The sequence below is a fragment of the Gluconobacter sp. DsW_058 genome, assembly GCF_002153615.1.
GTDB lineage: Bacteria > Pseudomonadota > Alphaproteobacteria > Acetobacterales > Acetobacteraceae > Gluconobacter > Gluconobacter cerinus.
In genome coordinates this window covers 1-24,390 of record NZ_JOPH01000054.1, presented here as the reverse complement: position 1 = coordinate 24,390, position 24,390 = coordinate 1, and the positions used below count along the sequence as shown (strand labels likewise).

At 53.8% G+C, this 24,390-nt stretch carries 21 protein-coding genes; 16 read left to right on the top strand and 5 right to left on the bottom strand.

Translation table 11 applies throughout. The features are described 5' to 3' along the window. Window positions 1-155 precede the first annotated feature (155 nt). Window positions 156-446 (top strand): carbohydrate porin, encoded by a 291-nt coding sequence (locus HK24_RS09925; RefSeq protein WP_233126222.1) that lies wholly within the window; start codon window positions 156-158, stop codon window positions 444-446. Between the two features lie 179 nt (window positions 447-625). Here the strand turns inward: HK24_RS09925 and HK24_RS09920 are convergent, their stop codons facing one another. Continuing rightward, on the bottom strand, window positions 626-1,951 hold the full coding sequence (locus tag HK24_RS09920; RefSeq protein ID WP_086634352.1) for an FAD-binding oxidoreductase: 1,326 nt from the start codon (window positions 1,949-1,951) through the stop codon (window positions 626-628). A gap of 127 nt (window positions 1,952-2,078) precedes the next feature. Further along, window positions 2,079-2,432 carry a cupin domain-containing protein gene (locus HK24_RS09915; protein ID WP_086634351.1) on the bottom strand — a complete coding sequence of 118 codons (354 nt, stop codon included), beginning with the start codon at window positions 2,430-2,432 and terminating at the stop codon, window positions 2,079-2,081. 217 nt (window positions 2,433-2,649) lie between these two features. On the opposite strand from HK24_RS09915, the gene HK24_RS09910 reads away from it, so the two are divergent. Next, window positions 2,650-3,315 (top strand): haloacid dehalogenase type II, encoded by a 666-nt coding sequence (locus tag HK24_RS09910; protein WP_086634350.1) that lies wholly within the window; start codon window positions 2,650-2,652, stop codon window positions 3,313-3,315. Between the two features lie 51 nt (window positions 3,316-3,366). On the opposite strand, the gene HK24_RS09905 is transcribed toward HK24_RS09910, so the two are convergent. Genes HK24_RS09905 through HK24_RS09895 form a run of 3 tightly spaced genes read right to left on the bottom strand, consistent with a single transcriptional unit; the run spans window position 3,367 to window position 7,428 of the window. Further along, window positions 3,367-4,641 (bottom strand): FAD-binding oxidoreductase, encoded by a 1,275-nt coding sequence (locus tag HK24_RS09905; protein WP_143412315.1) that lies wholly within the window; start codon window positions 4,639-4,641, stop codon window positions 3,367-3,369. A 13-nt stretch (window positions 4,642-4,654) separates the two neighbouring features. Further along, on the bottom strand, window positions 4,655-6,010 hold the full coding sequence (locus HK24_RS09900; RefSeq protein ID WP_086634348.1) for an MFS transporter: 1,356 nt from the start codon (window positions 6,008-6,010) through the stop codon (window positions 4,655-4,657). Between the two features lie 35 nt (window positions 6,011-6,045). Beyond that, window positions 6,046-7,428, bottom strand: coding sequence for an aminotransferase class III-fold pyridoxal phosphate-dependent enzyme (locus HK24_RS09895; RefSeq protein WP_086634347.1), 1,383 nt, complete (start codon window positions 7,426-7,428; stop codon window positions 6,046-6,048). Between the two features lie 210 nt (window positions 7,429-7,638). Between HK24_RS09895 and HK24_RS09890 the strand changes: the two genes are divergently transcribed. The 14 genes from HK24_RS09890 to HK24_RS13600 all read left to right on the top strand — a co-directional run bounded on the left by HK24_RS09890 (window position 7,639) and on the right by HK24_RS13600 (window position 24,379). Beyond that, window positions 7,639-9,120, top strand: a complete 1,482-nt coding sequence (locus tag HK24_RS09890) for an aldehyde dehydrogenase (protein WP_086634346.1) — start codon at window positions 7,639-7,641, stop codon at window positions 9,118-9,120. A 4-nt stretch (window positions 9,121-9,124) separates the two neighbouring features. Continuing rightward, on the top strand, window positions 9,125-10,273 hold the full coding sequence (locus HK24_RS09885) for an amidohydrolase (protein ID WP_086634345.1): 1,149 nt from the start codon (window positions 9,125-9,127) through the stop codon (window positions 10,271-10,273). Window positions 10,274-10,275: 2 nt separating this feature from the next. Beyond that, complete coding sequence (locus HK24_RS09880; protein WP_086634344.1) at window positions 10,276-11,349, top strand: tartrate dehydrogenase; 1,074 nt, start codon at window positions 10,276-10,278, stop codon at window positions 11,347-11,349. Between the two features lie 174 nt (window positions 11,350-11,523). Then, window positions 11,524-14,013, top strand: coding sequence for a TonB-dependent receptor (locus HK24_RS09875; RefSeq protein WP_233126221.1), 2,490 nt, complete (start codon window positions 11,524-11,526; stop codon window positions 14,011-14,013). Window positions 14,014-14,039: 26 nt separating this feature from the next. Further along, entirely contained in the window at window positions 14,040-14,759 is a 720-nt protein-coding gene (locus HK24_RS09870) for an HAD-IA family hydrolase (protein WP_086634342.1), read from the top strand. A 233-nt stretch (window positions 14,760-14,992) separates the two neighbouring features. Continuing rightward, complete coding sequence (locus HK24_RS09865; RefSeq protein WP_086634341.1) at window positions 14,993-16,537, top strand: ABC transporter substrate-binding protein; 1,545 nt, start codon at window positions 14,993-14,995, stop codon at window positions 16,535-16,537. Next, complete coding sequence (locus HK24_RS09860; RefSeq protein WP_086634340.1) at window positions 16,534-17,490, top strand: ABC transporter permease; 957 nt, start codon at window positions 16,534-16,536, stop codon at window positions 17,488-17,490. The genes HK24_RS09865 and HK24_RS09860 overlap by 4 nt, the downstream gene beginning before the upstream one ends. Beyond that, the gene (locus HK24_RS09855; RefSeq protein WP_086634339.1) at window positions 17,487-18,284 is read left to right on the top strand and encodes an ABC transporter permease; all 798 of its coding nucleotides are present in this window, start codon (window positions 17,487-17,489) and stop codon (window positions 18,282-18,284) included. The genes HK24_RS09860 and HK24_RS09855 overlap by 4 nt, the downstream gene beginning before the upstream one ends. A gap of 2 nt (window positions 18,285-18,286) precedes the next feature. Beyond that, complete coding sequence (locus tag HK24_RS09850; RefSeq protein ID WP_086634338.1) at window positions 18,287-20,110, top strand: ABC transporter ATP-binding protein; 1,824 nt, start codon at window positions 18,287-18,289, stop codon at window positions 20,108-20,110. After that, a complete protein-coding gene (locus HK24_RS09845; protein ID WP_086634337.1) occupies window positions 20,107-21,564 on the top strand; it encodes an NAD-dependent succinate-semialdehyde dehydrogenase in 1,458 nt (485 codons plus the stop codon). Before HK24_RS09850 ends, HK24_RS09845 begins: the two co-directional genes overlap by 4 nt. Window positions 21,565-21,593: 29 nt before the next feature. Then, window positions 21,594-22,097, top strand: a complete 504-nt coding sequence (locus HK24_RS09840; RefSeq protein ID WP_086634336.1) for an Lrp/AsnC family transcriptional regulator — start codon at window positions 21,594-21,596, stop codon at window positions 22,095-22,097. Next, entirely contained in the window at window positions 22,094-22,969 is an 876-nt protein-coding gene (locus HK24_RS09835; protein WP_086634335.1) for a GNAT family N-acetyltransferase, read from the top strand. Before HK24_RS09840 ends, HK24_RS09835 begins: the two co-directional genes overlap by 4 nt. Window positions 22,970-22,980: 11 nt before the next feature. Next, a complete protein-coding gene (locus HK24_RS09830; protein ID WP_086634334.1) occupies window positions 22,981-23,907 on the top strand; it encodes a glyoxylate/hydroxypyruvate reductase A in 927 nt (308 codons plus the stop codon). Window positions 23,908-24,211: 304 nt separating this feature from the next. Continuing rightward, complete coding sequence (locus HK24_RS13600) at window positions 24,212-24,379, top strand: hypothetical protein (protein WP_158093000.1); 168 nt, start codon at window positions 24,212-24,214, stop codon at window positions 24,377-24,379. Window positions 24,380-24,390 lie beyond the last annotated feature (11 nt).

Here is a 24,390-nt window from a genome sequence, read left to right as displayed (position 1 = left end):
GCCTACAGCTGATCACCAAGTCCGCTCAATCGAGCAAGCCGCTCTTCAACATCAAAGAAACCCGGCTGCTTCATAGCGCCATTCCCTCAACCAAAACCGAAGAAAGGGAATCACATAGAAAGCCTCAAAACCAGACGGTTCTTCGATCCCTCCAGGTGACAGAAAGCCTCCGCTATCTTGGGCTTCCCGGCCGAAAGAATGATGCTGTCACACTCGCGTTCGGAACCAACCACGTTAATTCCCGACTGTCGACTTTATATTGGTATCAGGACGGCAAAAAAGGGCCGAGACGTAATTCGGAATTTGCGATTGAAACGGATTATACGTTTCAGGCAACAAAATGGCTATATCTCGAGCCCAATGTTCAGTTTTGGGTAGATCCTGGCGGGTACACTCAGAAAAATATGATTACTGTGTTTGGAGTGAAAACCGGAGTGACCTTTTGACAAGTACACAACAGTGCAAAACACCCTGAAGAACCCGTCTTCAGTATTCTGTAGTCCTGACAAGCAGTTCACCAAGGTTTCTGGTTCCGCGTTAAAAATGGCCAGCATTGCCAACGGTGTACCTGAATAAAAAGGCAACTCACCGGGGCACAGGGCTTGGTCTGATGATAAATGTCTGCCTAGAAATCCGATACTTTACCCCAAGCAGATTTTTTAAAGCGGGCAAGCTTGTACTGCTCGACTTCGGTAATCGGTTCCCGTCCCAACAAGAGATCGGCAATAAGATGTCCAGCACCGGGCCCAATGCCAAAGCCATGTCCAGAGAAACCGGCCGCAATGAAGAGGCCGGGAACGCCACTTTCCGGGTCAATAACAGGAACCCCGTCTGGCGTACTATCAATGTATCCTGCCCATTCGGCCTGAACAGACACATTTTTCAGGGCAGGCAAGAGTGCGTGGGCGTTTTTTAGGGTCTTACGAATGGTTCCAGCATCTGGTTTGGGATCCAGAATGCGTGTTTTTTCCATAGGCGTCGGCCGATCAAGTTTCCATTTGGCGATGGTGTCGAAACCATAACGCCAACCCTGAAAATCGCCGGGCGCAAGATGACGCCAACGTCGTGCGAACATTGGAAGAAATTCTGTGGCGCTCTTCAATATCCCGGGAGTGGGATCTACACGCCCGTTGCCGGAAATAGCGAGGGTGTAGCCACCATCACCGCGCCTTGTCACAGATGCATCGTGAGTATGAAGAGCGTCTGGAAGGCCCAATGCACCTGGTTTGACGGAAAGAATTGACGACCGGACAGACGCTTGCGGAAGGTTAACCCCAACCTGATTCAGGAAAGATCGTGCCCAAACGCCTCCGGCCATGACAACCTGCGATGTGCGAATGGTTCCACGTTCCGTCACAACGCCGCAGATAGCTCCGCCTGATAGTTCAACGCCGCGAGCTGCACAGTTCTGAACGACGTGGCCACCGTGTTTGAGGACGCCTTTGGCAATCATGGGCGCGGCGAGTGACGGGTCCGCGATGCCATCAGTCGGTGACCATACGCCCCCAAGCCATTTTCGGTGTGTGGCGTTCCCTCGCTGTGCGGCTTCACTCGCGTTCAGCATTCTGGTGTCCACGCCTTCGCCTCTGGCAAATTCACCCCAGCGTGCCCATCCGTCCAGTTCAGCCTGACTGTTCGTCAGATACAGTAATCCACAGCGGCGGAAGCCAAGATTTTCACCGATGTCTGCTGTCATGTCTTCCCAAAGAGAAAGACTTCGGGTGGACAGGGGGAGTTCGCGTGCATCGCGGTTTTGCTGGCGACACCATCCCCAGTTCCTGCTGGACTGTTCAGCCCCAACCGTGCCTTTCTCGAGGAGAACGACCTTTATTCCCGCCCTGGCCAGCCAGTAGGCTGCTGAAACTCCCACAATTCCAGCGCCGACAACAACAACATCCGCTTCTGCTGGAACGCTGAAACTGGTCTGAATCAGATGCAGTGGGGCAGGCATGAAAGTCTCCGTGCTGTATGCGGACGAGTGTAGGGGCATTCAGGCAGTTTTTGACACTGCAAACCTGCTGCTGAATGGCAGAGTATTGCAAAGTTCAGCTCTGGTTCAGTAGGGACAGGGCATATGGTCATTCCACGAAGACATAGATCTTTTTGACTGTTTCGATAGTTTCCCACGTTCCAACGAAACCGGGCTTCATAATGAAGCTGTCTCCAGCCTTGAAGAGATGGGACTCTCTTTCATTTTCCGTGATTCTGACAAGGCCTTCAAGGATATGGCAGAACTCGAAAGCCTCACCCTTAATGGATTTGGTTGTGCCGGGAGTGGCTTCCCATACACCTGTGCGAACATTTCCATTGCGTGACGTATCCAGCGCCCATGTCTTGAAAGCTGGAGAGCCTGAAATAAGACGTTCTGTAGTCGATACGGATTCACGTGGGGTAAAGTCCGGGCTTGTCTGAATAGGAAGAAGTAGGCTCATGGAAGATCTCACACAGTGGGGATTTGCAGATCTAATGTGCTGCGTTCTGCGCCGGTTCTGATCCTGATTTTCAAACCTGGGCAGCAGAGCGTGCTGCATCCCCATTTGAATATGAAATTTCCTGCGTCAAACAATAAAAACCTGATAACGACTATTGGCCTGAAGGCGGCATCATAACGATTATGCCAGACAGTAATGGCCTCACAAGGAATCGTATATGACCTTCCGTCCCAAGTTCATTACCTTTGACTGCTACGGCACGTTGACATTTTTCGATATGGCCGGTGCGGCCCGTAGGATCTACGGTGAAGTACTGAGTGAGCAGGCGATGCAGCTCTTCATTAAGAATTTTGCAGCTTACCGGCTCGACGAGGTGCTAGGCGCATGGAAACCCTATGCGGAGATTGTGCACAATGCTCTGGAACGGACCTGCAAGAAGAATGGCGTGACGTTCCGTGAGGAAGATGCCTTGCAGATTTATAATGAGGTTCCAACCTGGGGACCTCATCCTGATGTGCCTGCGGGTCTTGCCAAAGTTGCCAAGGAAATCCCCCTAGTCATTTTATCCAACGCCATGAACAGTCAGATCATGTCGAATGTCGAGAAGCTAGGTGCACCGTTTTACAAGGTCATCACGGCGGAGGAGACGGGGACCTACAAGCCTCAGATGAACGGTTTTGAATATATGCTTGATGTTCTTGGCTGTGGGCCTGAAGACATCACGCATGTATCATCGTCTTTCCGCTATGATCTCATGACCGCTTACGATCTGGGGATCCGGTCAAAAGTCTGGGTCAACCGGGGCCATGAACCGGCTAATCCCTTTTATGAATATGAAGAAATCAAGGACATCAGCGGGCTTCCCGGCGTTTTCGGCCTATAAAGATAGTAAGCCAGCGGGAGGATCGCTCTCCCGCTGGCTTATCTGAAAACATTAGAGATATGTGTCCTTGGCGCGATAATAGGCACCCACGACGGGCATGAAATGCGTAGCAAGTCCGTAAGCTGGGATGGGCTGCCATGGACGGTTCCACACAGGAATATCAACCTGTTCTCCGGAAAGCTTTTGTCCTAACAGATGACCAAGATGGACGGACATCTGAACACCATGCCCGCTTAGGCCCATCGCATAAGTGACGCCGTTCCATTCACCAGCATGTGGCAGGCGATCCACGCTCATGTCGACGTTGCCGCCCCAGCAGTAATCGATTTCCGTGCTTTCAAGTTCAGGATAGATTTCCGTCAGCGCTGCATGAAGGATCTGCCCTGACTGAATGTCAGACTTTTCGCTGGACTGGGAGAAATTGGCCCGGCCGCCGAAGATCAAGCGTCGGTCTGCGGTTGTTCGAAAGTAGTTATGGATATTCCGCGTTGTGACGACATTGCGGCGTCCGGGGAGAATGCGGGAAAACAAATCTTCCGGCATGGGCGCCGTGGCAACAATGAAGCTGCCGACAGGCATAATGCGTCGCCGGAACCAGTTTGGTGCTTTCCGGCTTGTTCCCGTTGCCAGTAGCACATTCTGTGCCTGAATAACGCCTTCTGAGGAGGAGACTTCAAACACGTTGCCCGAACGGCGAAGGGCGGTCATAGGCGTATTTTCGAAGATTTTCGCACCCGCGGACATGGCGTTGGCTGCAAGCGCACTCCCAAATTTTCCGACATGCATCTGTGCGCTTTTGCGATACGACATCCCACCTGCGAATGTTGTCGAGCCACCGATTTCCGCGGCGACGGCATCGCGGTCGAGAAGATCAGTTTCCGGGTCAACATGCTGTTTTACAGCGTCCTGATCCGCGCGCAGACCTGCCAGATGCTTTTCCGTCCAGGCGACTTTCAGCTTTCCACATCGACGGAAGTCACAGTCGATGTTTTCGGTCGTGACGATCTGCTCGACCGTATCCACGGCGTCGTCGAAAAACCTGTACAGTGCAACTGCCTGTTCCAAGCCATATTTTCCGATCATGCTCTGAAAATTTCCAGCCGTCCCGTTGTTGACGTGTCCGCCATTTCGGCCGGAGGCGTGGCATGCAATCTGGTCCGCTTCGAGGACGACAACAGTCTTGCCGGCCTTGGCCAGGGTTCGAGCTGCTGAGAGGCCGGTAAAGCCGCCGCCTACAACCACGACATCTGCGCGGGTAGGAAACTCAGACAGAGCAGTACCTGATACAGGTGAAATACTATCCAGCCAGTAGGGAACAAGTTTCATGGAATGATCTCCGTCAGGAGGCGCAGATGGAAGAAGAGGGCGGTTGGGTCTGGGAAGGAGGTTCTCCCAAGGACGCATTCTTTGTTTCTGGAGCCCAGATCCAGCTGATGACCAGTCCTGCCAGCATGAAACTGGCTGCTATGAGCATCATGGGTTGCATCCCAAATTGCGTATATCCCAGAGGAAGCAGAAACGTTCCGAGTGCTGCGCCCAGTCTGCTGAAGGAGCAGGCCATACCGACCGCGCTGGCACGGATGGCTGTTGGAAACAGCTCGTTAGGATAGACAAACTGCAGGCCGCTTCCTGCTGCCTCGGACACCGAATAAAAGATAAACCCGGAAAAGATCATCCAGCTGGCAGGGGTGGCTGAAACTCCGAGGAGCAAAAGCCCCAGCATGCTGATTGCAAAAGTGGCGATCAGTAACAGGCGCCGCCCCATCAGATTGATCAGCCCCAGAGTGACGGGCAGGATCCCCAGGATGGTCAGTCCGGTAATGCAGAGAGATCCGAGAAGTGCGTTCTGGAGGTGATACTGATGCAGGAGCTGAGCCTGAAGGGTGTGGATGGCAAATCCCGGAGCGCTTTGCAGGATCCAGAATGCACTGACGAACACGAGTGCTCCGCGATAGGGAGATCGAATGATCTGAAGCAGGGAGAGCTGCCCCTGATGTTCTGCACTGGGGAGAATATCAGCCTTCAGGTGCTCGCGTATAATGTTTCTTGCGTCTTCGGTCCGTCCCTGCTGAACCAGCCAGCGGGGAGACTCAGGCAATCCCATACGCAGGCAGAAGAGCACAATTGACGGAACAGCGCTGGAGACCAGCATGATCCGCCAAGAGATGTCGGGAAAGAAGGAAAGCCCATAGCCCACGGCGTAGCTCGCGGTATATCCAACCCACCAGGCGAGAATTAATCCGGAAAGAACTGGGCCGCGGAGTTTGCGTGGCATGAACTCTGCGACGTAAGACGTCGCAATTGGATAGTCCGCACCAACTGCTACACCGAGCAGAAAGCGAAGGCTTACCAATAGCACAAGGCCGGAGCACGCTCCCTGCAACAGGGAAAAGACTACGAACGCTGCAATATTTAGCGTAAAAAGAGGCCGTCGCCCAAGACGATCCGAGACCGCGCCCCCCAGCATTCCGCCTGCCAGAACGCCCAGAAGGGCCGCTGCCCCGACGAGGCCTGTCTCCGCGCCTGTGAGATGAAGTTCTCGCACGATGGATGGAAGAGCAATACCGATGATCCCGAGGATGTAGCCGTCACAGAACGGTCCTCCGGCAGAAATCAGGGCCAGTTTTGAATGAAAGCCGTTAGGCGGCAGATCATCTAGCGTTGCCGTTTCAGAGGAGGAAACTTCAGGTGTCATGATGGGGTAACCTTCTGTTTCCTCCTCTGGCGGGGTCAGGCTTTGAGAGCGCTGGCGACGGCCGGATCTTCCATCACGCGGTCCAGTACCGAGACAATGCCGTCACAGAGCTGATCCATTTCGGCAATCGTGCTGCACAGCGGGGGGGCAAGTCCGATGATATCGTCGCCAAAGGCCCGGAAAAGAATACCTTGCTCATAGCCATAGCGGCTGAGTTTTCCGGAAATTCCAAGCTGGGCATCCGGCTTGGTTTTGGTTGTCTTGTCGGTCACGAGTTCGATGCCGGCAAGCATCCCAACAGATCGGGTGGTGCCGACGAGTGGATGATTGCCTAGACCGCGCAAGCGCGTCGCAAGATGCTCACCAACACGGGTTCCGTTTTCAAGCAGGCCACCTTCATAGAGGTCCAGGACTGCGAGGCCGATGGCCGCACTGACGGGATGGGCGCTATAGGTCTGCCCATGTCCGACGGAGACACCTGGCGGGGTCTTGTCACGGATCGTCTCGTAGATTGTATCAGACATGAAAACGCCTCCCATTGGGGCGTAGCCGGCCGTCAAACCCTTTGCGATGGTCATCATGTCTGGTTCGATGTTCTCATGCGCGCAGGCAAAGAGAGGGCCAGTCCGCCCGAAACCTGTGATGACTTCATCAACGACGAACAGAATATCCAACTCGCGGCAGGCTGCCTGCATTGCCGTTGCCCAGCCCTTTGGCGGGATAATGACGCCGCCGGACCCCTGAACAAGTTCGCAATAGAAGGCTGCAACATGCTGTGGACCGCCAATCTTTGCGATTTCATCATGGAACGCCTGTACCGAAGCCTGGATGATGGCTTCAGCGTCCGGTCCTGCAGGGTGGCGGTAGGGATCGGGGCTTGGAATATGATGCTGCCACGGGAGTGGGACATCTGCATCACGATGGAAGACCGGAAGCGCAGTCAGGCCTGCGCCGACGAAGGACGAGCCATGATAGCCTTTCTGTAGCCCAATGACATGGCGCTTTTCGGGCGTGCCTCGTGCGTGCTGATAGTAACGGATAAAGCGGAGCGTACTGTCCACCGCATCAGAACCACCAAGAGCGAAATAGATGTGATTGAGGTGCCCCGGAGCATGCTGTGTCAGCCGCGCTGCCAGTTCGATAGCGGGCTCATTTGAAAAGCCGAAATATCCCGTCGCATAGGGAAGCTTTTCAAGCTGACGTCGACCTGCCTCGATAACGCTCTCGCAGCCGTAACCGGTATTGACGCACCAAAGCCCGGAAAAACCATCCAGAAGACGGTGGCCTTTGCTGTCCGTCAGCCAGACACCTTTGCCAGATTCGAGAATGGTCGCCCCACTGGCTTCGTGCCCCTGCCATGACGAGACGGGATGGATGAGGTGTTCGCGGTCAAGCGAGACGAGACGTGGCGTATCCATGGTGATTCCTGTCCTGATCCTGAATGTGATCATCGCGCAAAGCCTGCGATATGTAATGCAAGAAAAGCCGATATTCGGAGCATAAAATGCTGTTGGTGCGGCCGGAATAGCAGGGATATTCAAATGTGCTGAGGGAGTGCTTTGCCGTTTGCCCCACATGTCCGGCTGCGCACATTGTATCCCTCCCGCAATAGTCTTTCGCAGGCATGAATGATGACAGGCATTACCTTTGACCCCGCCCTAGTGGCGCTGCCAAACGCGCATTTTGTGGGTGGAAAGCTTCTGAAAGGTGAGGGCGCCATTCCTGTTCATGCGCCCTCGAATGGTCGGTTGCTCTGTCATCTGCCGGAAGCAGGTGCGGATCTGGTGGATTATGCTGTCTGCCTGGCGAGAGATGTGCAAATGCGTTCTGGTTGGGCGACCTGTGCCCCGCGGGAGCGGGGGCGTGTGCTGAGGCGGTGGGCCGAGCTTGTAGAAGATAATGCTGTGGAACTGGCGCGTCTGGAGACAGTCTGTTCGACGCGCCCTATTGCAGAAACAACGGGCTGGGACGTGCCTTTTACGGCAGAGGGCATCCGCTTTTTTGCTGAATATGCCGATAAGTTGGGCGGGGAAGTCGCTGCGACCCAGAGTGACTTGTTAGGCTTGGTACTGGCTGAGCCTTATGGCGTCATTGGGGCCATTGCTCCTTGGAATTTCCCTCTGGTCATGGGGAGCTGGAAAGTAATTCCGGCGCTGGCGGCCGGAAATGGTGTTGTCCTCAAGCCGTCAGAAATGACGCCTTTTTCGATTGTTCGTCTGGCGGAACTTGCTGTCGAAGCTGGTGTTCCGGCCGGCCTGTTCAACGTTGTGCAGGGAACGGGTCTGATCACGGGAGATGCTCTGGCACGACATCCGGTCTGCGGAAAGCTGACATTCACTGGTTCCACAAGAACTGGCATCGAAATCATGAAGGCGGCGGCGGAGAGCGGCCCCAAGCCTGTCACGCTTGAATTAGGCGGGAAAAGTCCGCAGATCGTTTTCGATGATATTCGTAATGTAGATGGTGTCGCTGACCGTATCCTGAGAGCTTTCACGGGAAATGCGGGACAGGTCTGTGTTTCTGGATCGCGTCTTATTGTTCATAGAGCGGTTCATGATGTCCTTGTGGAGAAGATCGTTGAGCGCGCGCAGGGCCTCGTTGCTGGTGCGCTTGAAAAGGCCGAAACACGGTACTCCCCGATTATCTCAGAGCGACAGGCGACATCCATTGAGCTTGCCGTTCAGGATAGTGTGCAGGCCGGAGCTTCTGCGCTTCTTCCTCTCAGCCGTCTGAACGGCTCAGGAGGGGCATTCCTCTCACCGTGCATTCTGACCAATGTCACGCCTCAGACGCGGGCCGTAAAGGATGAGCTCTTTGGCCCGGTTTTGACGGTCCAGACATTTGATGACGAGGCTGAGGCACTCTCTCTGGCGTCTCATGCGACTTACGGTCTCGCTGCCGGCGTGCATACGTCCGATCTCGGGCGTGCGATGCGGGCTGTGCGCAACCTGAAAGCTGGCACCGTCTGGGTTAATCGGTATGGCCGGTCATCAGACTTCGTGATCCCTACTGGCGGGTATGGTGGTTCAGGGATTGGCAAGGATCTGGGGCGCCAGGCTGTTGAGGCCAATCTGCGCTATAAAAGTGTTCTCATGGCGTTTGAGGGCTGACGCCATGGATCTTGCTTACCTCGTCGCCCTGCGAAAAGATCTTCATGCTCATCCTGAGCTGAGGTTCGAGGAGTTTCGAACATCCGATATCGTGGCGGACGTTCTCACGTCTTTGGGGTACTCCCCATCCAGAGGATTGGCAAAAACCGGAGTTGTGGCGTCTCTTCAGGGGAAGAAACCCGGTCCATCCATCATCTTACGCGCAGATATGGACGCTCTGCCGATCAATGAGCAGGGAGATCATCCGCATATCTCTCGCCATCCGGGGCGCATGCACGCGTGTGGGCATGACGGGCATACCACCATGCTTCTGGGGGCTGCTGCCGCGTTGGCTCTTAACCCGCCGGAATGCGGGACAGTGCATTTCGTTTTTCAGCCGGGGGAAGAAGGGGGTGCAGGCGCCAAAATCATGCTGGAAGAGGGGTTATTGGAGAAATTCCCCGCCGGGCGTGTTTTTGGAATGCATAACTGGCCTGGCCTTCCAACAGGTTCCATGGCGACCTGTACAGGACCGATCATGGCTGGTGGTTGGCGGTTTCTGGTCGATATAAAAGGGAAAGGATCACATGCGGCCCAACCCCAATTGGGGCGGGATGCACTGACTGTTGGCGCGGCATTCGTTCAGGAAGCTCAATTACTGGTGGCGCGCCGTTCAGACCCTTTGGTGCCAGCGGTTCTTTCCATCTGTACGTTCCATGCGGGAACAACGGACAACATTCTTCCTGAGACTGCCACGCTTCGCGGCACGATCCGCGCTCTGGATGTTCAGGTGTTGAACAATCTGAAAGACGGGATGACACGTCTGGCTGCAGGGCTTGCTCTCGCGCATGACGTGACCATCACAGTACAGTTTCACCAGCCGTATCCGGTGACGGTGAATACTGCGAACGAGACGACATTGGCGCGTGCCGCTATGGCGCGGGCTGTTGGCGCGCAGGGCACGGTTGTACCTGACATGACACCGAGCATGGCTTCTGAGGATTTCGGCTTCATGCTGGAAGAAAGGCCGGGTGCGCTTGTCATGCTGGGAAACGGTGCTTCAGCGCCTTTGCATGCCCCAGATTACGATTTTGACGACACAATCATTCCGCAGGGCATCGCCTATTGGGTGGCACTCGCCCACATGTGCCTGCGCATCAATCAGGACGTTTGACCATGCCAACTTACAAGATTGCTGTTCTGCCAGGAGATGGAATTGGCAAAGAGGTTATGCCGGAAGCCATCAAAGTGCTCGACACTGCTGGGCGTCTTTGTGGGATCGGGTTTGATTATACCCACTTTGACTGGAGCTGCGAAACCTGGCTGAAAACCGGGCAGATGATGCCCGAAGATGGCATGAGCCAGTTGGCGCAGAACGACACCATCCTGCTGGGCGCTGTGGGTTATCCGGGTGTTCCGGATCACCTGTCCCTATGGGGGCTTCTTCTCAAGATCCGCAGAGAGTTTGATCAATATGTAAACCTGCGTCCTGTGCGGCTTTTACCGGGAATTCCGTGTCCCTTGGCTAACAAGCAGCCGGGAGACGTGGATTTCTGGATCGTTCGGGAGAATGTTGAGGGCGAATACTCTCAGGTCGGAGGCCGGTTTGCAGAAGGAACGGAGGCAGAGGGCGTCGTTCAGAGTGCTGTCTTTACGAAGTTCGGTACCGACCGGATCCTGCGATATGCCTTTGAACTGGCGCGGAAGCTGGGCCGTCCGCATGTAACATCCGCCACCAAGTCGAATGGCCTCTATCATTCCATGCCATATTGGGATGAGCGCTTTGCCGCGATCGGTGCGGAATACCCGGATGTTCGTATGGATCAATATCATATCGATATTCTTGCCGCGCGTTTTGTGATGTCTCCAGAGCGATTTGATGTTGTTGTAGGAAGCAATCTGTTCGGGGATATTCTGTCTGATTTGGGGCCGGGAATGACAGGAACCATTGCTGTTGCTCCGTCTGCCAATATCAATCCTGAGAAAAAATATCCGTCCATGTTCGAGCCTGTTCATGGGTCTGCTCCGGACATCTTCGGGCAGACTATTGCCAACCCGATAGGGCAGATCTGGGCAGCCTCCATGATGTTGGATCATCTCGGAGAGTCCGAGGCAGCCGCTCTGATTTTGAAAGCCATGACAGACGTTCTTTCAGCCCGGAGTGCTCCCCGTACGCCCGATATGGGAGGCCTTGCCAGGACGTCTGATGTAGGGACTGCCATCGCAAAAGCGCTGACTTCAGGCATTTGATAAGCACTGAAGATTAACATGGGGAAACCGTTCCAATAACGGAATCATATGCCGCTCAAAGAGGGGAAACGGGAGAATGAACTGAACCGAATATGCAACGAATTGTCTGACAGAAAGAATGCGAATACGGTTCTCTGAGAATTCGAGGAGAGCCCGCTACCGATGGGAACAGACATGTCAGATTCAGCGCAAATGTTCGTTCTTCAATGTTTCGGTTCCAAGGCTCTCTCAAAAGCGGCAAAGAAGCCGGGACGCCTGGTTCTCCTCACGCTCTCAACCTGGCTGTCCATGCAAGGGGCGGTCGCTGCAGACGTTGCTCATCACCGGCATGCCCGCCCTTCCAGCAAGGTCGTGCACCATGGTGTAAGCCCCCTTAAGGAAAATAATACTCCTGCAGCGGCTCCTGTGCATCATGATGTTGAGTCTCACGCAACTGAAAGCGTCGTAGTCCACAGGGGCGTAGCCTCAGCTACGGGTGTGACGAACACAACGCCGGGAGGTGGCCTGATGCCTCCGCAGACTGTGGCGAAGTCGCGTAGTGGTATCACGCGGGACTTCATCGCAAAGCAGAGCCCGACGGCAAACCCAGTGTCTATGGTCGCCAGTCTTCCCGGGGTTGTTTACTCTGGGAATGATCCTCTGGGTACAAATGATGATCAGCAGGGACTAAGTGTTCGGGGTTTGGATCAAACGGAAATCGGATATCTTTACGAAGGTATTCCTACTGCTGCTCCGGTCTATCTCCTGCCATATACCTCTTCCACAGCGGATAACGAAAACATCCAGAGCATTACTCTGACGCAGGGATCGCCTGACATCACGTCGCCTCTGTACAACGCAGTCGGTGGAGAGTTGACGGAAAGCCTTCGTGATCCGTCACACAAGTTTGGCGGCCTTGCCAACTTCTCTTACGGCTCTTTCAGCCTGAAGCGTGAATTCATTCGTATGGATACCGGAGATATCGGCCATACAGGAATTCGTGGATTTCTATCCTTTTCGGCTAGAACGGCTGATGAATGGCGCGGTGTTGGTCAGACGCGGCGTTATCATGTGGATGGGAAATTCGTGAAGGAGTGGGGAGAGGGGAACAAGGCGTCCTTCGTCCTGTCCTATAATGATCCTCTTCAATATTATCTGCGTGCCCCTACAAAATCTCTGTGGCGTCAGCAAGGCGTGAACTACAATTACGCAGACAAGTATACAAAAGGAAGTTCAGATTACTATAAGCTTCAGGAGAACGTGCACCGCACGCTTATCCTCGGCGCGCCGGTTAATCTGAATCTGGGCCATGGGCTGAGTTTCAACACAACGCCATATTTTACCTACGCCACCGGATACGATAACGGCGGTACGACACTGTCGAGAAATGGCAGCTATTACGGCAATCAGCCTGCTGGAGCTCTGCAGAACACGGGAACCAGCAGCGGGAGTTCTTTTTCTGCGGTTTCGATCGATAAGTATGACCTGTATTACAGTGGAATAAATACAACTCTCTCCTGGACCAAGGGGAATAACACGCTAGCTGTTGGATATTGGTATTCCTACTTTGACCAGTCCGAGCCGTCTCTGTACGAAGCGCTCGGTCCGGATGGGCAGGTGTCCAGTATGTATGGCCAATGGGCAGTTAAAACGCAGGATGGGTCACTTCTATCTCAGTATAATATTCATCTGATCCAACAGACAAACTCTCTGTTCATCAACGACACTTACAAGGCTCTGAATGATCGTCTGACTCTGACGGCCGGTTTCAAAGAAACAATGGTGACCCGTAAGGTGACCCAGAATATTCCGGGTGCGAATTATCAGAATGGCCAGAGTGATGCTGCGCCGCTGCCTCAGGTCTCCATCAGCTACAAAATTACGCCTCATGACCAAATTTACGTTAACGGGACAACATCCTTTCGTCTGCCAGCTTCCATTATGTCATATGTCGATCGTTATAGTGTCTCTACCGGAGTACAGACGCGGTCTCACACTGTTAACCCCAAAGCTGAATATGCGATTGGAGAGGAAATCGGGTATCGTCACACTGGGCTCGTCAGTGTGGCGCTAGCACTCTTCAACTATAATTTCACGAACCGACAAATCAATACGACGACGTATGCCAGCGGTACGCCCGTGACAGAGTCTATCAATGGTGGTGGTCAGACAGCTCGTGGTGCCCAAATCGAGGTGGGACTACGCCCTTGGCATCATTTCAGCCCGTATGTTTCAGCACAGTATTTGCATGCGACGACGGACAATAACCTACAGGTTGGTAATGACTACGTCCGATCTGCTGGAAAGATTGCCGTTAAAAGCCCGAAGGTCACGGTTGCGGTTGGTTTGTCTTATGACGATGGAAGCCTCTTCGGGGCCTTCAATATGAACTATGTCAGCAAACAGTACTCAACGTTTATGGATGATGAAAGTATTCCATCCTTTGAGACGTTCAATCTTAACTTCGGATATCGCTTTCATAGTTATATGTATCTCAAGCATCCACAAGTTCAGCTTAACCTTATGAATATTGGTAATAACGGATTCCTTTCCGGGGTAAGTGGCCTCAGCACGAACGCCAAATCTACAAAGGGTGTTTACGGAACTACAATAGCCGGAAGTTCACCGACCTATTTTGTCGGCGGTGGCTTTGCTGGAGTTCTTTCCTTCACAACCGGGTTCTAATCAGCTTTTCCAGGAAAATTCAGATCATGACACGCAAACCTAAAGTTCTGACATTCGACGTGGTTGGAACGCTGATCGATTTTGAAAATGGGATGAAAAATGCCCTACTGCAAATTTTGGGAAAGGAGGGTGCAACACTGGATTTTGAAGCATTTCTAACGGAATACCGGGCTTTGCGGAACCGTCCAGACAAACTGCTGTTTCCAGAAGATTTGGCACCTATCTATCTGATCCTGGCAGAAAAATTCTCCCTTCCAACGGGGCAGGGAGAAGAGAAGGCGTTTGTTCAAAGTGCTACGTCATGGCCAGCCTTTAACGACAGTGTGGAAGCTCTGAAAAGATTGCAAAAACATTTCCATCTTGTCGCCATGACGAATGCACGGAGATGGGCATTTGATGGTATGGACAAGACGCTCGAATACCCTTTTTTCAAGGGGTTTACGGTAGACGAAAGTGGCTGTGAAAAGCCTGATCCGCAGTATTTCAGCTATGTGCTGGAACAGCTTGCGCCAGATGGCTACACGAAGGAAGATGTGCTGCATGTTGCCCAGAGCCAGTTCCATGACATCGGAATTGCACGGGAGCTAGGTTATACCGTGTGCTGGATTGAGCGGCGGAAGGCTGTTGGTGGCGGTTTCGGGGGGACTGTGGCGGTGCAGGAACTGACGACACCTGATTATCATTATCATACCCTTGCCGAACTGGCTGATGCTGCGGACCGTGGTGAACTGGTCATGGTTGCCTGAGGGCGCCGTTGAATCTGCTGCATGGTCAAAACCATTCAGCAGATTTCTCTGCAATGAAAAGCAATTTGAGTAAAATAATTAGCCAATCCGTGTTTCTATCGAAATGAAAGCAGCCCTCCGACGAGGCTTGCATGATGGCAACGGAGACTTGAATGACTTCTTTCAATCAGATGTTTGGCTCTGTTGTTTTTCATGCCTCGTCGCTCACGCGCTTCGCTTTCTGAGGAACGGAGATGCAGGTAGCCTCTGTCCTTCATCGGCGGTCCGTTCTGAAAGGGGCAGGGCTTCTGGTTGCTGGAATGACGTCTCAGTCCGTGAAGGCAGCTCCTGTTTCTGGTGGGCATCTGAAAGTAGCCGGGGCGGTAGGATCGGCTTCAGAGACCCTTGATCCGGCACGTCAATCCATGGCTACGGACTATATCCGAGGTCATTTGTTCTACGATGGCCTGATCTCGCTGGATGATAGGCTTAACCCCCGCTTTGCCCTCGCGGAAGCGCTGGACAGCAACGATTTTCTAACCTGGAAAATCCGTTTGCGCCGAAATGTTCAGTTTCACGATGGAACTGCCCTGACAGCAGATGATGTCGTTTTTTCTCTACGGAGACATCAGGACCCCGGGGTGGGCTCGCAACAATACGCCCTTGCTCGCTCCATGCAGTCTGTGCGCGCGGTATCGCCTCTTTTGGTAGAAATTGTTCTCGATGCCCCAAATTCGGATTTTCCAGCCATTCTGGGGATCAGTAATTTTGCTATCTTGAAAGCAGGAACAACAGATTTTAAAGTTCCAAATGGTACAGGTCCTTTTCGGTGTCAGGAATTTACGCCAGGTATCAGGACGGTAGCCGTCAGAAACCCAGAATTCTGGGGTGAGAGACCCTATCTGGAGAGTGTTGAGCTGATTGCTATCCCTGATGAGATGGCACGGCATAATGCCCTGATGTCCGGGGATGTGGACCTGATCGCAACTGCCAACCCGCGGCTTGTTCAAATGCTGAAACAGGGCGGTTTCGGCATTGTGGAAAGCCCCGTGGGGACTTACACAGACTTATCTATTCGGTTGGATCAGAGGTATGGACGCTCGCCAGACTTTGTCGAGGGGCTCAAATTTCTTCTTAATCGCGAGCAGATCCGGCAATCCGTCTTTCTGGGCTTTTCTCGGGTTGGGAATGACCAGCCCATTCCACCGGAAAGTCCATACTTCAATCATCAATTGCCCCAGCGCACTTACGATCCGGACAAAGCGCACTTCCTAGTAAAGCGAAGCGGGTTTCTGGGCGAAACAATTCCGCTGGTCTGTTCTCCTGCTGCTTTGGCATCCGTCGATATCGCTGTTGTTCTGCAATATGCAGCCTCCCAAATTGGGCAGAAAATGGCGGTGCATCGTGTTCCCGCAGATGGTTATTGGACGCAGTACTGGATGAAAGCCCCTCTGGGCTTTGGCAATATCAACCCGAGGCCAGCGCCTAGCCTGACATTTGAGCTTGGTTTTGCCAGTACATCTCCGTGGAATGAATCCCGCTGGCGTAATCCGCATTTCGACAGCCTCCTTCGGGACGCAAAATCGACGCGGGATGATAGCAAAAAACGTCAGCTTTACTGGGACATGCAGGAGCTTGTGTCGTCTGGATCGGGGGTATGTATCCCGAATTTCACGAATAGTCTTGATGCTTATGCTCCGCATGTCTGTGGGCTTCGTCCCAGTCAGGCTGGTCAGTTGATGGGCTATGATTTTGCGCGCTCGGTCTGGCTCAATGAAAATCGGGGGAAGAAGGTTTGAACAGCCAGACCCTGAAGTTGATTGGTCGGCGTTTCTTTGCCGCTGCAATGTCGCTTGTCTTCGTGATTGTGACTGTTTTTGCGATCACAAACGTCCTTCCTGGCGATGCGACGGATGCGGTCTTAGGCCAGGGCGCGACGCCGCAGGTGGTAGCGGTCATGCGGCATGATCTGGGTCTTGACCGGCCTGTATTTTTTCGTTTCTGGTTCTGGCTCTGGGGTGTTTTGCACGGCGATTTTGGGCACTCCCTTCTGAATGGTCTATCCGTCGCGGATGCCATTGGGCCACGTCTGCACAACTCGCTACTGCTTGCGGGCGCCTCTGCTGCGGTTTCCGTTCCTGTCTCGCTCTTTTTGGGCATCACGTCTGCCATCTGGAAAGACACGGTCTATGATCGTGTCGTGTCGATCATGACGCTGGGGATGGTGTCCGTCCCCGAGTTCGTGATTGCCACGATGGCGGTGTATGTTTTTGCTGTGCGGTTACACCTTTTGCCTGCACTGGCAGACGTCGGAAGCGTTCATTCGCTCAGGCAGTTTCTCTCTGCCTTTTTTATGCCTGTCGCCAGCCTTGCGCTCGTAACTCTCGCGCAGATGGTTCGCATGACGCGTGCTGCGATGGCCGATACGTTGTCCGCGCCCTATATCGAAATGGCCCTTCTCAAAGGCGTCGGGCCGATACGACTGATTCTTGTGCATGCCATTCCCAACGCGATCGGACCGATCGTCAATGCTGTAGCTCTTAGTCTTTCTTCCCTGCTTGGAGGGGTGGTTGTGATTGAAGTTGTGTTCACATACCCTGGAATTTCTGGCCTGATGGTGGATGCTGTCAGTTCACGCGATGTTCCGACGGTGCAGGCCTGTGCGCTTGTTTTCTGTGTGACCTATCTCTTTCTCACAACGTTTGCCGACATTGTTACGATCCTGTCTCTGCCCAGAGGGAGAAAAGCATGATCGGGAAGTTCCGGAGCCGGCACGACCGGGCGCTTCTATTAATTGTGTTCTGGCTTCTTCTGGCGCTTTTCGGGCCGGTGTGTTCGTCTCACGATCCGGGCGCGATTGGTAGCCAGCCTGTCTTTTCGGCTCCTTCAGTCGCTCATCTTTTGGGAACAGACTATCTTGGACGGGACACACTGGCGCGGTTGCTGAACGGTATTCGGCACACAGTGCTCCTGTGCTTCGCATCGACGCTAGTGTCCTGTTCTGTCGGCACATTCCTGGGAATTGCAGCGGTTACTGCCAGACCGTGGGTGGAGGCCCTGACAGGAAGGCTGGCAGACGGTTTTTTGTCCATTCCCAGTCTGCTCTTCGCTCTGCTGGTCATTGCCGTAGTTGGAACATCGACGACGGCTCTGATAGTGACGATGGGAGTCATTTACACGCCCGGGGCATATCGCACGAGCCGTGCGCTGGCTCAAAGGATTGCACGGCTCGATTTCGTGACCGTGGCGCGCGCCAGAGGCGAAAGCACGCCTTATATCATCTTGAAGGAAATTCTTCCCAACATGACAGGCCCGATGATCACAGACGTGGGGCTGAGATTTATCTACTCGGTGCTGTTGCTCAGCAATCTCAGTTTTCTCGGGATTGGTGTTCAGCCGCCGGAGGTTGATCTGGGTTCCATGGTCCGGGAGAACATGCTGGGCATGGCATATGGTTCGCCTGCGATGATCGTACCGGTCGTCGTGATTGGAATACTCACGGTCGGCATTAACCTTGCGCTGGATTCCAGCGGTGGAAGGCGCTGAACATGGCTGCCACCATTCAGGTCGAAAATCTTGAGATCGTTGGGCGCCGAGGGAACGGCGCGGAACTTCCGATCGTCCGTGATGTCAGTTTTTCGGTCCAGCGCGGAGAAATGCTGGCGTTGATTGGGGAATCCGGCTCCGGCAAGACCACGGTGGCACTTTCACTGCTCGGCCATATCCGGAAAGGATGCCGGATTGCCAGCGGGACGATTAGGGTTGCGGGATATGACGTGACGACTCTGACCCCGCATGAATGCCGCTCCATCGGGGGGCGAGTGATCAGCTATGTTGCGCAGAATGCCGGAAGCGCCTTCAATCCGGCATTGTCGATCATGCGGCAGGTCGTAGAGCCAGCATTGGTTCATCGCACTTTGCCCAGGCGGGATCTGGAAGCCCGGGCAGTTTCCCTGTTCCGGGCGCTAGCGCTTCCTGACCCCGAAACAATCGGTGAAAGGTATCCGGGAGAGCTGTCGGGTGGCCAGTTGCAGCGGTTAATGGCCGCTATGGCTCTGATGACAGATCCTGAAGTCGTCGTTTTCGATGAACCGACAACAGCTCTGGACGTCACGACCCAGATTGAAGTGCTTTCTGCCTTCAAAGCCGTTTTCGCAGAGCGCGGGATAACGGGCGTGTATGTGACGCATGATCTGTCGGTTGTGGCACAGATTGCCGATCATGCCGTCGTCCTCAAAGATGGAGCCATCCGGGAGGCCGGAACGGTGTCGAAGATCCTGTTTCAGCCCGAGGATCCTTATAGTCAGGCCCTTCTTGCCGCTGCAGAACCCTGTTCACGACAAGCGGACCTTGCCGGCCAGCCTGAGCAACGTAGCCTGCTGGAGGTGCGTAATCTGGTGGTGGGGTACGGGCAACGCACTGCCGCTGGACTGCCAGAGAAAGTGATCGTCAATCATGTCAGCTTCAGTGTTCCGAAAGGACGTATGCTGGGCGTGATCGGGGAATCCGGTTGTGGAAAGAGCACCTTGGCGCGCGCGATTTCCGGCCTTCAGCCCTGGGCAACCGGAGAGCTTCTGCTGAATGGAGAACCGCTGGCTGGGAATGTGAGAGAGCGTACGCCTGACCAGCGGCGCCATCTGCAGCTTGTGGCTCAGAACGCAGATAGCGTGCTGAACCCTTCGAAGCCCATAGGACAAACCCTTGCGCGGGTCGTTCGTTTTTATGGTGGTTTACGGGGGGCTGCCGCCACCCGGCGTGTGAATGAGTTGCTGGATATGGTTCGCCTTTCGCCCTCTCTCGCTTCCCGTCTGCCTTCGGAGCTATCTGGCGGCCAGAAACAGAGGATCAACTTTGCACGGGCGCTGGCAGCCGATCCGCAGATCGTACTATGCGACGAAATCACAGCGGCTTTGGATACGGTTGTGGCGGCTGCCATTCTGGATCTGATGAAGGAATTGCAGCGTGATCTGGGGCTTTCGTTCATCTTTATTACCCATGATCTGCATGCTCTTCAGTCCATCTGTGATCGTGTTGCCGTGCTGTATGCGGGGCAGGCTGTGGAGGTTGGCCCGGCCATGGCATTGGGGAAGGGCGTGCATCATCCATACACCCGACTGTTGCATGATTCCGTTCCTCTCATGGAGCCAGGGTGGCTGGAGAGCACACGAACAAGGCACGCGGATGAGGCCATGCCTGCGACCCTATTAAATTCACTCTCTCTTGATCCGGAACTATGCTGCTTTCTTGCGCGGTGCCCTGATCGTGTGAGCGGCCTCTGCGACAGGGTTCCGCCTCCTGTTCGCTCTGTTCCAGAAGGCCCCAGAGTTCTTTGTCATTTGCCTGCGTCAATCTGTTCGGAGTTTTCGACATGACATTTCCCCTGAATGATCCAGATCTTTTCCGTCAGACCGCCTTTCTCGGAGGAGACTGGAAAGCATCCAAGAGCGGCAAGACCCTGACCGTCGATAACCCTTCAACGGGTGAGATCATCGGCAGTATCCCGGCCTGCACGGCTGAAGAAACCCGCGCTGCCATTGAAAGCGCGCGGCTTGCGCAGGGCAAATGGCGTCGGAGCTCAGCGGCAGATCGTGCGGGTCTGCTGATGGCGTGGTACCAGCTGATGCTGGACCATGCTGATGATCTGGCCAAGATCATGACACTTGAGCAAGGCAAGCCTCTGGCAGAAGCCAAGGGAGAGGTTGGTTATGCTGCGTCTTTCCTCAAATGGTTCGCGGCTGAAGCCGAGCACGTACAGGGCAATGCTCTGGTGCCGACAGACGACCGCCGGGTCATCATCCTGAAAGAGCCAGTGGGAGTGACAGCGGCCATTACGCCCTGGAATTTCCCTCTTGCCATGATTACCCGCAAATGTGCCCCGGCTCTTGCCGCAGGGTGCAGCATGGTAATCAAACCCTCAGAGCTCACACCGTACTCTGCTTTGGCTCTAGCTGTTTTGGCAGAACGTGCAGGCCTTCCAAAAGGGCTCCTGTCTGTTGTGACGGGCTATGCGCAGGAGATTGCTCCGGAACTGACCGCAAGTCCCGTTGTGCGCAAACTGTCTTTCACGGGCTCTACGAAAGTCGGGTCGCTGCTGATGCGTCAGTCCGCGGACACGATCAAAAAGCTCAGCCTTGAACTGGGCGGGAACGCTCCTCTTATTGTTTTTGATGACGCCGATCTTTCTGTTGCGGTGTCTGGAACAATGCTGAGTAAATTCCGGAACGCCGGGCAGACCTGTGTCTGCGCGAACCGCGTTTACGTTCAATCCGGAATTCATGATGCGTTTCTGGAAAAACTCGCAGCAGAGGTGATGACCCTGAAGACGGGCGACGGATTTGATCCGCAAACGCAGATTGGACCGCTGATTAACGAAGCGGCCGTCGCCAAGGTAAAGGAACATGTAGAAGACGCTTTGGCTAAGGGCGCTCGCATTGTGGGTAAACCACTGGACATTAACGGTCGGTTCGCCTCTCCCGTGCTGCTGGCGGATGTGACGTCCGAGATGCGGATTGCACAGGAAGAAACGTTTGGTCCGATCCTGCCCGTGTTCCGCTTCGATAACGAGCAGGATGCCGTGCAGCAGGCCAATGCTACTCCCTTCGGTCTGGCGAGCTATTTCTTTACGAATGACATCGCGAGAGGTTGGCGGGTTGGCGAGGCTCTCGATTTTGGCATGGTAGGACTGAACACCGGTTCCATCTCCCTTGTGTCAGCACCTTTCGGGGGCGTGAAGCAGTCCGGGCTCGGCCGGGAAGGGGGCGCGCTGGGCCTTGAAGAATTCCTGGAAGTGAAGAGCTTTCACATTGGACTGCCGACTGCACAATGACCGTCGTTGAAGAGAGAATGGCCTGACTTATGGCAATCGCGCCCAAGCTTGATCGTATTGATCTTAAAATCCTTGCTCAGCTGCAGAAGAATGGCCGGCTGACCAATGTGGAACTGGCAAACCGCGTTGGTCTGTCTGCAAGTCCATGTCTCATTCGCGTCAAGCGGCTGGAAGCAGCTGGTTACATTGTGGGATATGGGGCGCAGATTGCCCTGCAAAAAATCTCAAGCGTCATGACTGTCTTTACAGAAGTCACACTCTCAGATCACAGACGGGATGACTTTTTTCGCTTTGAGACTGCAATGCAGAAAGTGGAATCTCTGGTGGAGGCGCATCTTATCAGTGGTGGGTACGATTACCTTCTGAAATTCATGGTCAGAAACATTGATCATTATCAGGAAACAATTGAAGCTCTTCTGGATCAGAATATCGGTATCGAGAAGTACTTTAGTTTTATTGTTATAAAATCTCCCATTCTGAAGCCAGCATTTCTGATCGAAAGTCTTACCAGAAACACGGAGCGTTCGTTATGAGCCTGAAAAATGCGAATGTACGTGAACAGACGGCCATTAACCTCCGGGGTATGACCGAGGAAGATCTGGGGGCGGCATCGGGTCTTTCAAAGGTATTAGGATGGCCGCACCGTCTCGAAGACTGGGATTTCATGCTGCGTCTTGGTCGTGGATTAGTCGCCACGTTGGAAAGTGGAGAAATCATAGGCACCATTATGTGGTGGTCGTTTGGGGAGCGTCACGCCACAGTCGGGCTCATTATTGTCAACGGGGCGTGGCAAGGGCACGGGATCGGCACAAACATGCTGACCACTGTGCGCAGGCTTCTGCCTGGCCGCTCAATATCCCTTAATGCGACACCGGCTGGCCAGCCGCTCTATGAAAAACTGGGTTTTGTTCCGACGGAGATTGTGGAGCAGCATCAGGGTAATGGTGTGTCTTCTCCCATTATCGCTCTGGATGCGGGCCAGCGGCTGCGGCCGGTTGTTCAATATGATCTTCAGGATCTCATAGCGTTCGACAGGGCTGCTACTGGGATGGATCGATCTGCGCTTGTTGAAGATCTGGTGCAGAATGCCAAAGGCGTTGTGATCGATACGGAAGAGGGGATCCGGGGATACTCGTTCTGCCGCCGGTTCGGATGGGGATGGCTGATTGGTCCTGTCGCAGCGGAAACGACAGAGCAGGCAAAGGCGCTCATTTCGCATTGGATTGGTACGTATGGTGGAGAATTTATCAGAATTGATACGCCGACTTCATCTGGTCTCTCAGGCTGGCTGGATGAAATGGGGCTGATCCGCGTGGACGTCGTTAACACAATGTCGACCGAGCCTGTGGTGATCTCTGAAAATGCTCCGCAATATTTTGCTCTGACCAGTCAGGCTCTCGGTTAAGGATTATTGAAATGTCTTTTGTGCTGAAATCTACTGAAGAGCGTGCGCGTCTGTGGAAGCCAATGTTCGCTAGCGAACTGCCTGAACTAGCGTTTCATGTCTGGCCTGAGACCGGCGATCCGCAGAAAGTTCGCTATCTGGCCGCGTGGCAGCCACCGGAAAATCTGGCAGAAAACTTTTCTAATCTTGAGGTGCTTTTTTCTGTCGGTGCAGGTGTGGATCAACTGAACCTCGCCTCAATCCCCGAAAATGTCCGGGTCGTCCGTATGATGGAGCCAGGCTTGGCGGAGGGAATGATAGAATACGTCCTCTGGGCTGTTCTTTCTTATCATCGAAATATGTTCCAGTACGCGCGTCAGCAAGAGGCACATGTCTGGAAAGGTACACCAAACGTATCTTCAAGCCTGTTTCGGGTAGGGGTGATGGGCATGGGAGCGCTTGGTACGCCTGTCCTAAAAAAGCTGTCGCAGTTTGGATACGTCTGTCATGGCTGGAGCAGAAGCCGACATGACATTCCCGGAATCAAAAGCTATGCAGGGCCCGAAGAACTGGATGCTTTTCTGGCGGCCACAGATGTCCTTGTCTGCTTGATGCCCCTGACTGAAGCCACAAAAGGGATTTTGAACAAAGAATTATTCGCCAAGCTTCGAAAAGGGGCCTGTCTTATCAACTGTGGGAGGGGCGGCCATCTTGCACAGGATGATCTGCTTTTGGCGTTGGATGAGGGACTACTGAGCCAAGCCGTTCTCGACGTGACCGATCCGGAGCCCCTTCCTGAGGACCATCCGTTCTGGAACCATCCTTTGATTACCCTTACGCCGCACATTGCAAGTTCTTCGCATGCTGAGACAGGTGGAGAAATGATTTTGAAAAATATCTTACAGTTTGAGAAGGGGGCGGAAATGGTTGGAGAAATTAACAGATCTTCTGGATATTAATTTCTCCCTAGCACTACAGTTGCGTTTTTATTTTAATGCGTGAGAGATATACTGCTGCCTGATGGGCTCGTCGAAACACGGACCACCGTAGGATATGCGGGACCCGGATCTGGGCCTGGATGATTTTCACGACGAGGCGACGGATTTCGTGAATTGACCACTTGGAGGGATCGAAGAACCGTTGATTGATGTGCGTGGCCCGTGATTTCTGGCTTTTGGCGATTTGGATGGTTCGAAAAACTCCTTTGCTCTGAGCTGTTCTATGTGATTCCCTTTCTTCGGTTTTCGTTGAGGGAATGGCGCTATGAAACAGCTTGGTTTCTTTGACGTTGAAGAGCGGCTTGCTCGGTTGAGCGGGCTTGGCGATCAGCTCGAAGCATTTGGAGGGATCGAAGAACCCTTGATTGATGTGCTTGGCTCACGATTTAAGGCTTTTGGCGATTTGATCGACGGTTTTTGGGGTCGCTTTTGATCTGCGTTTTG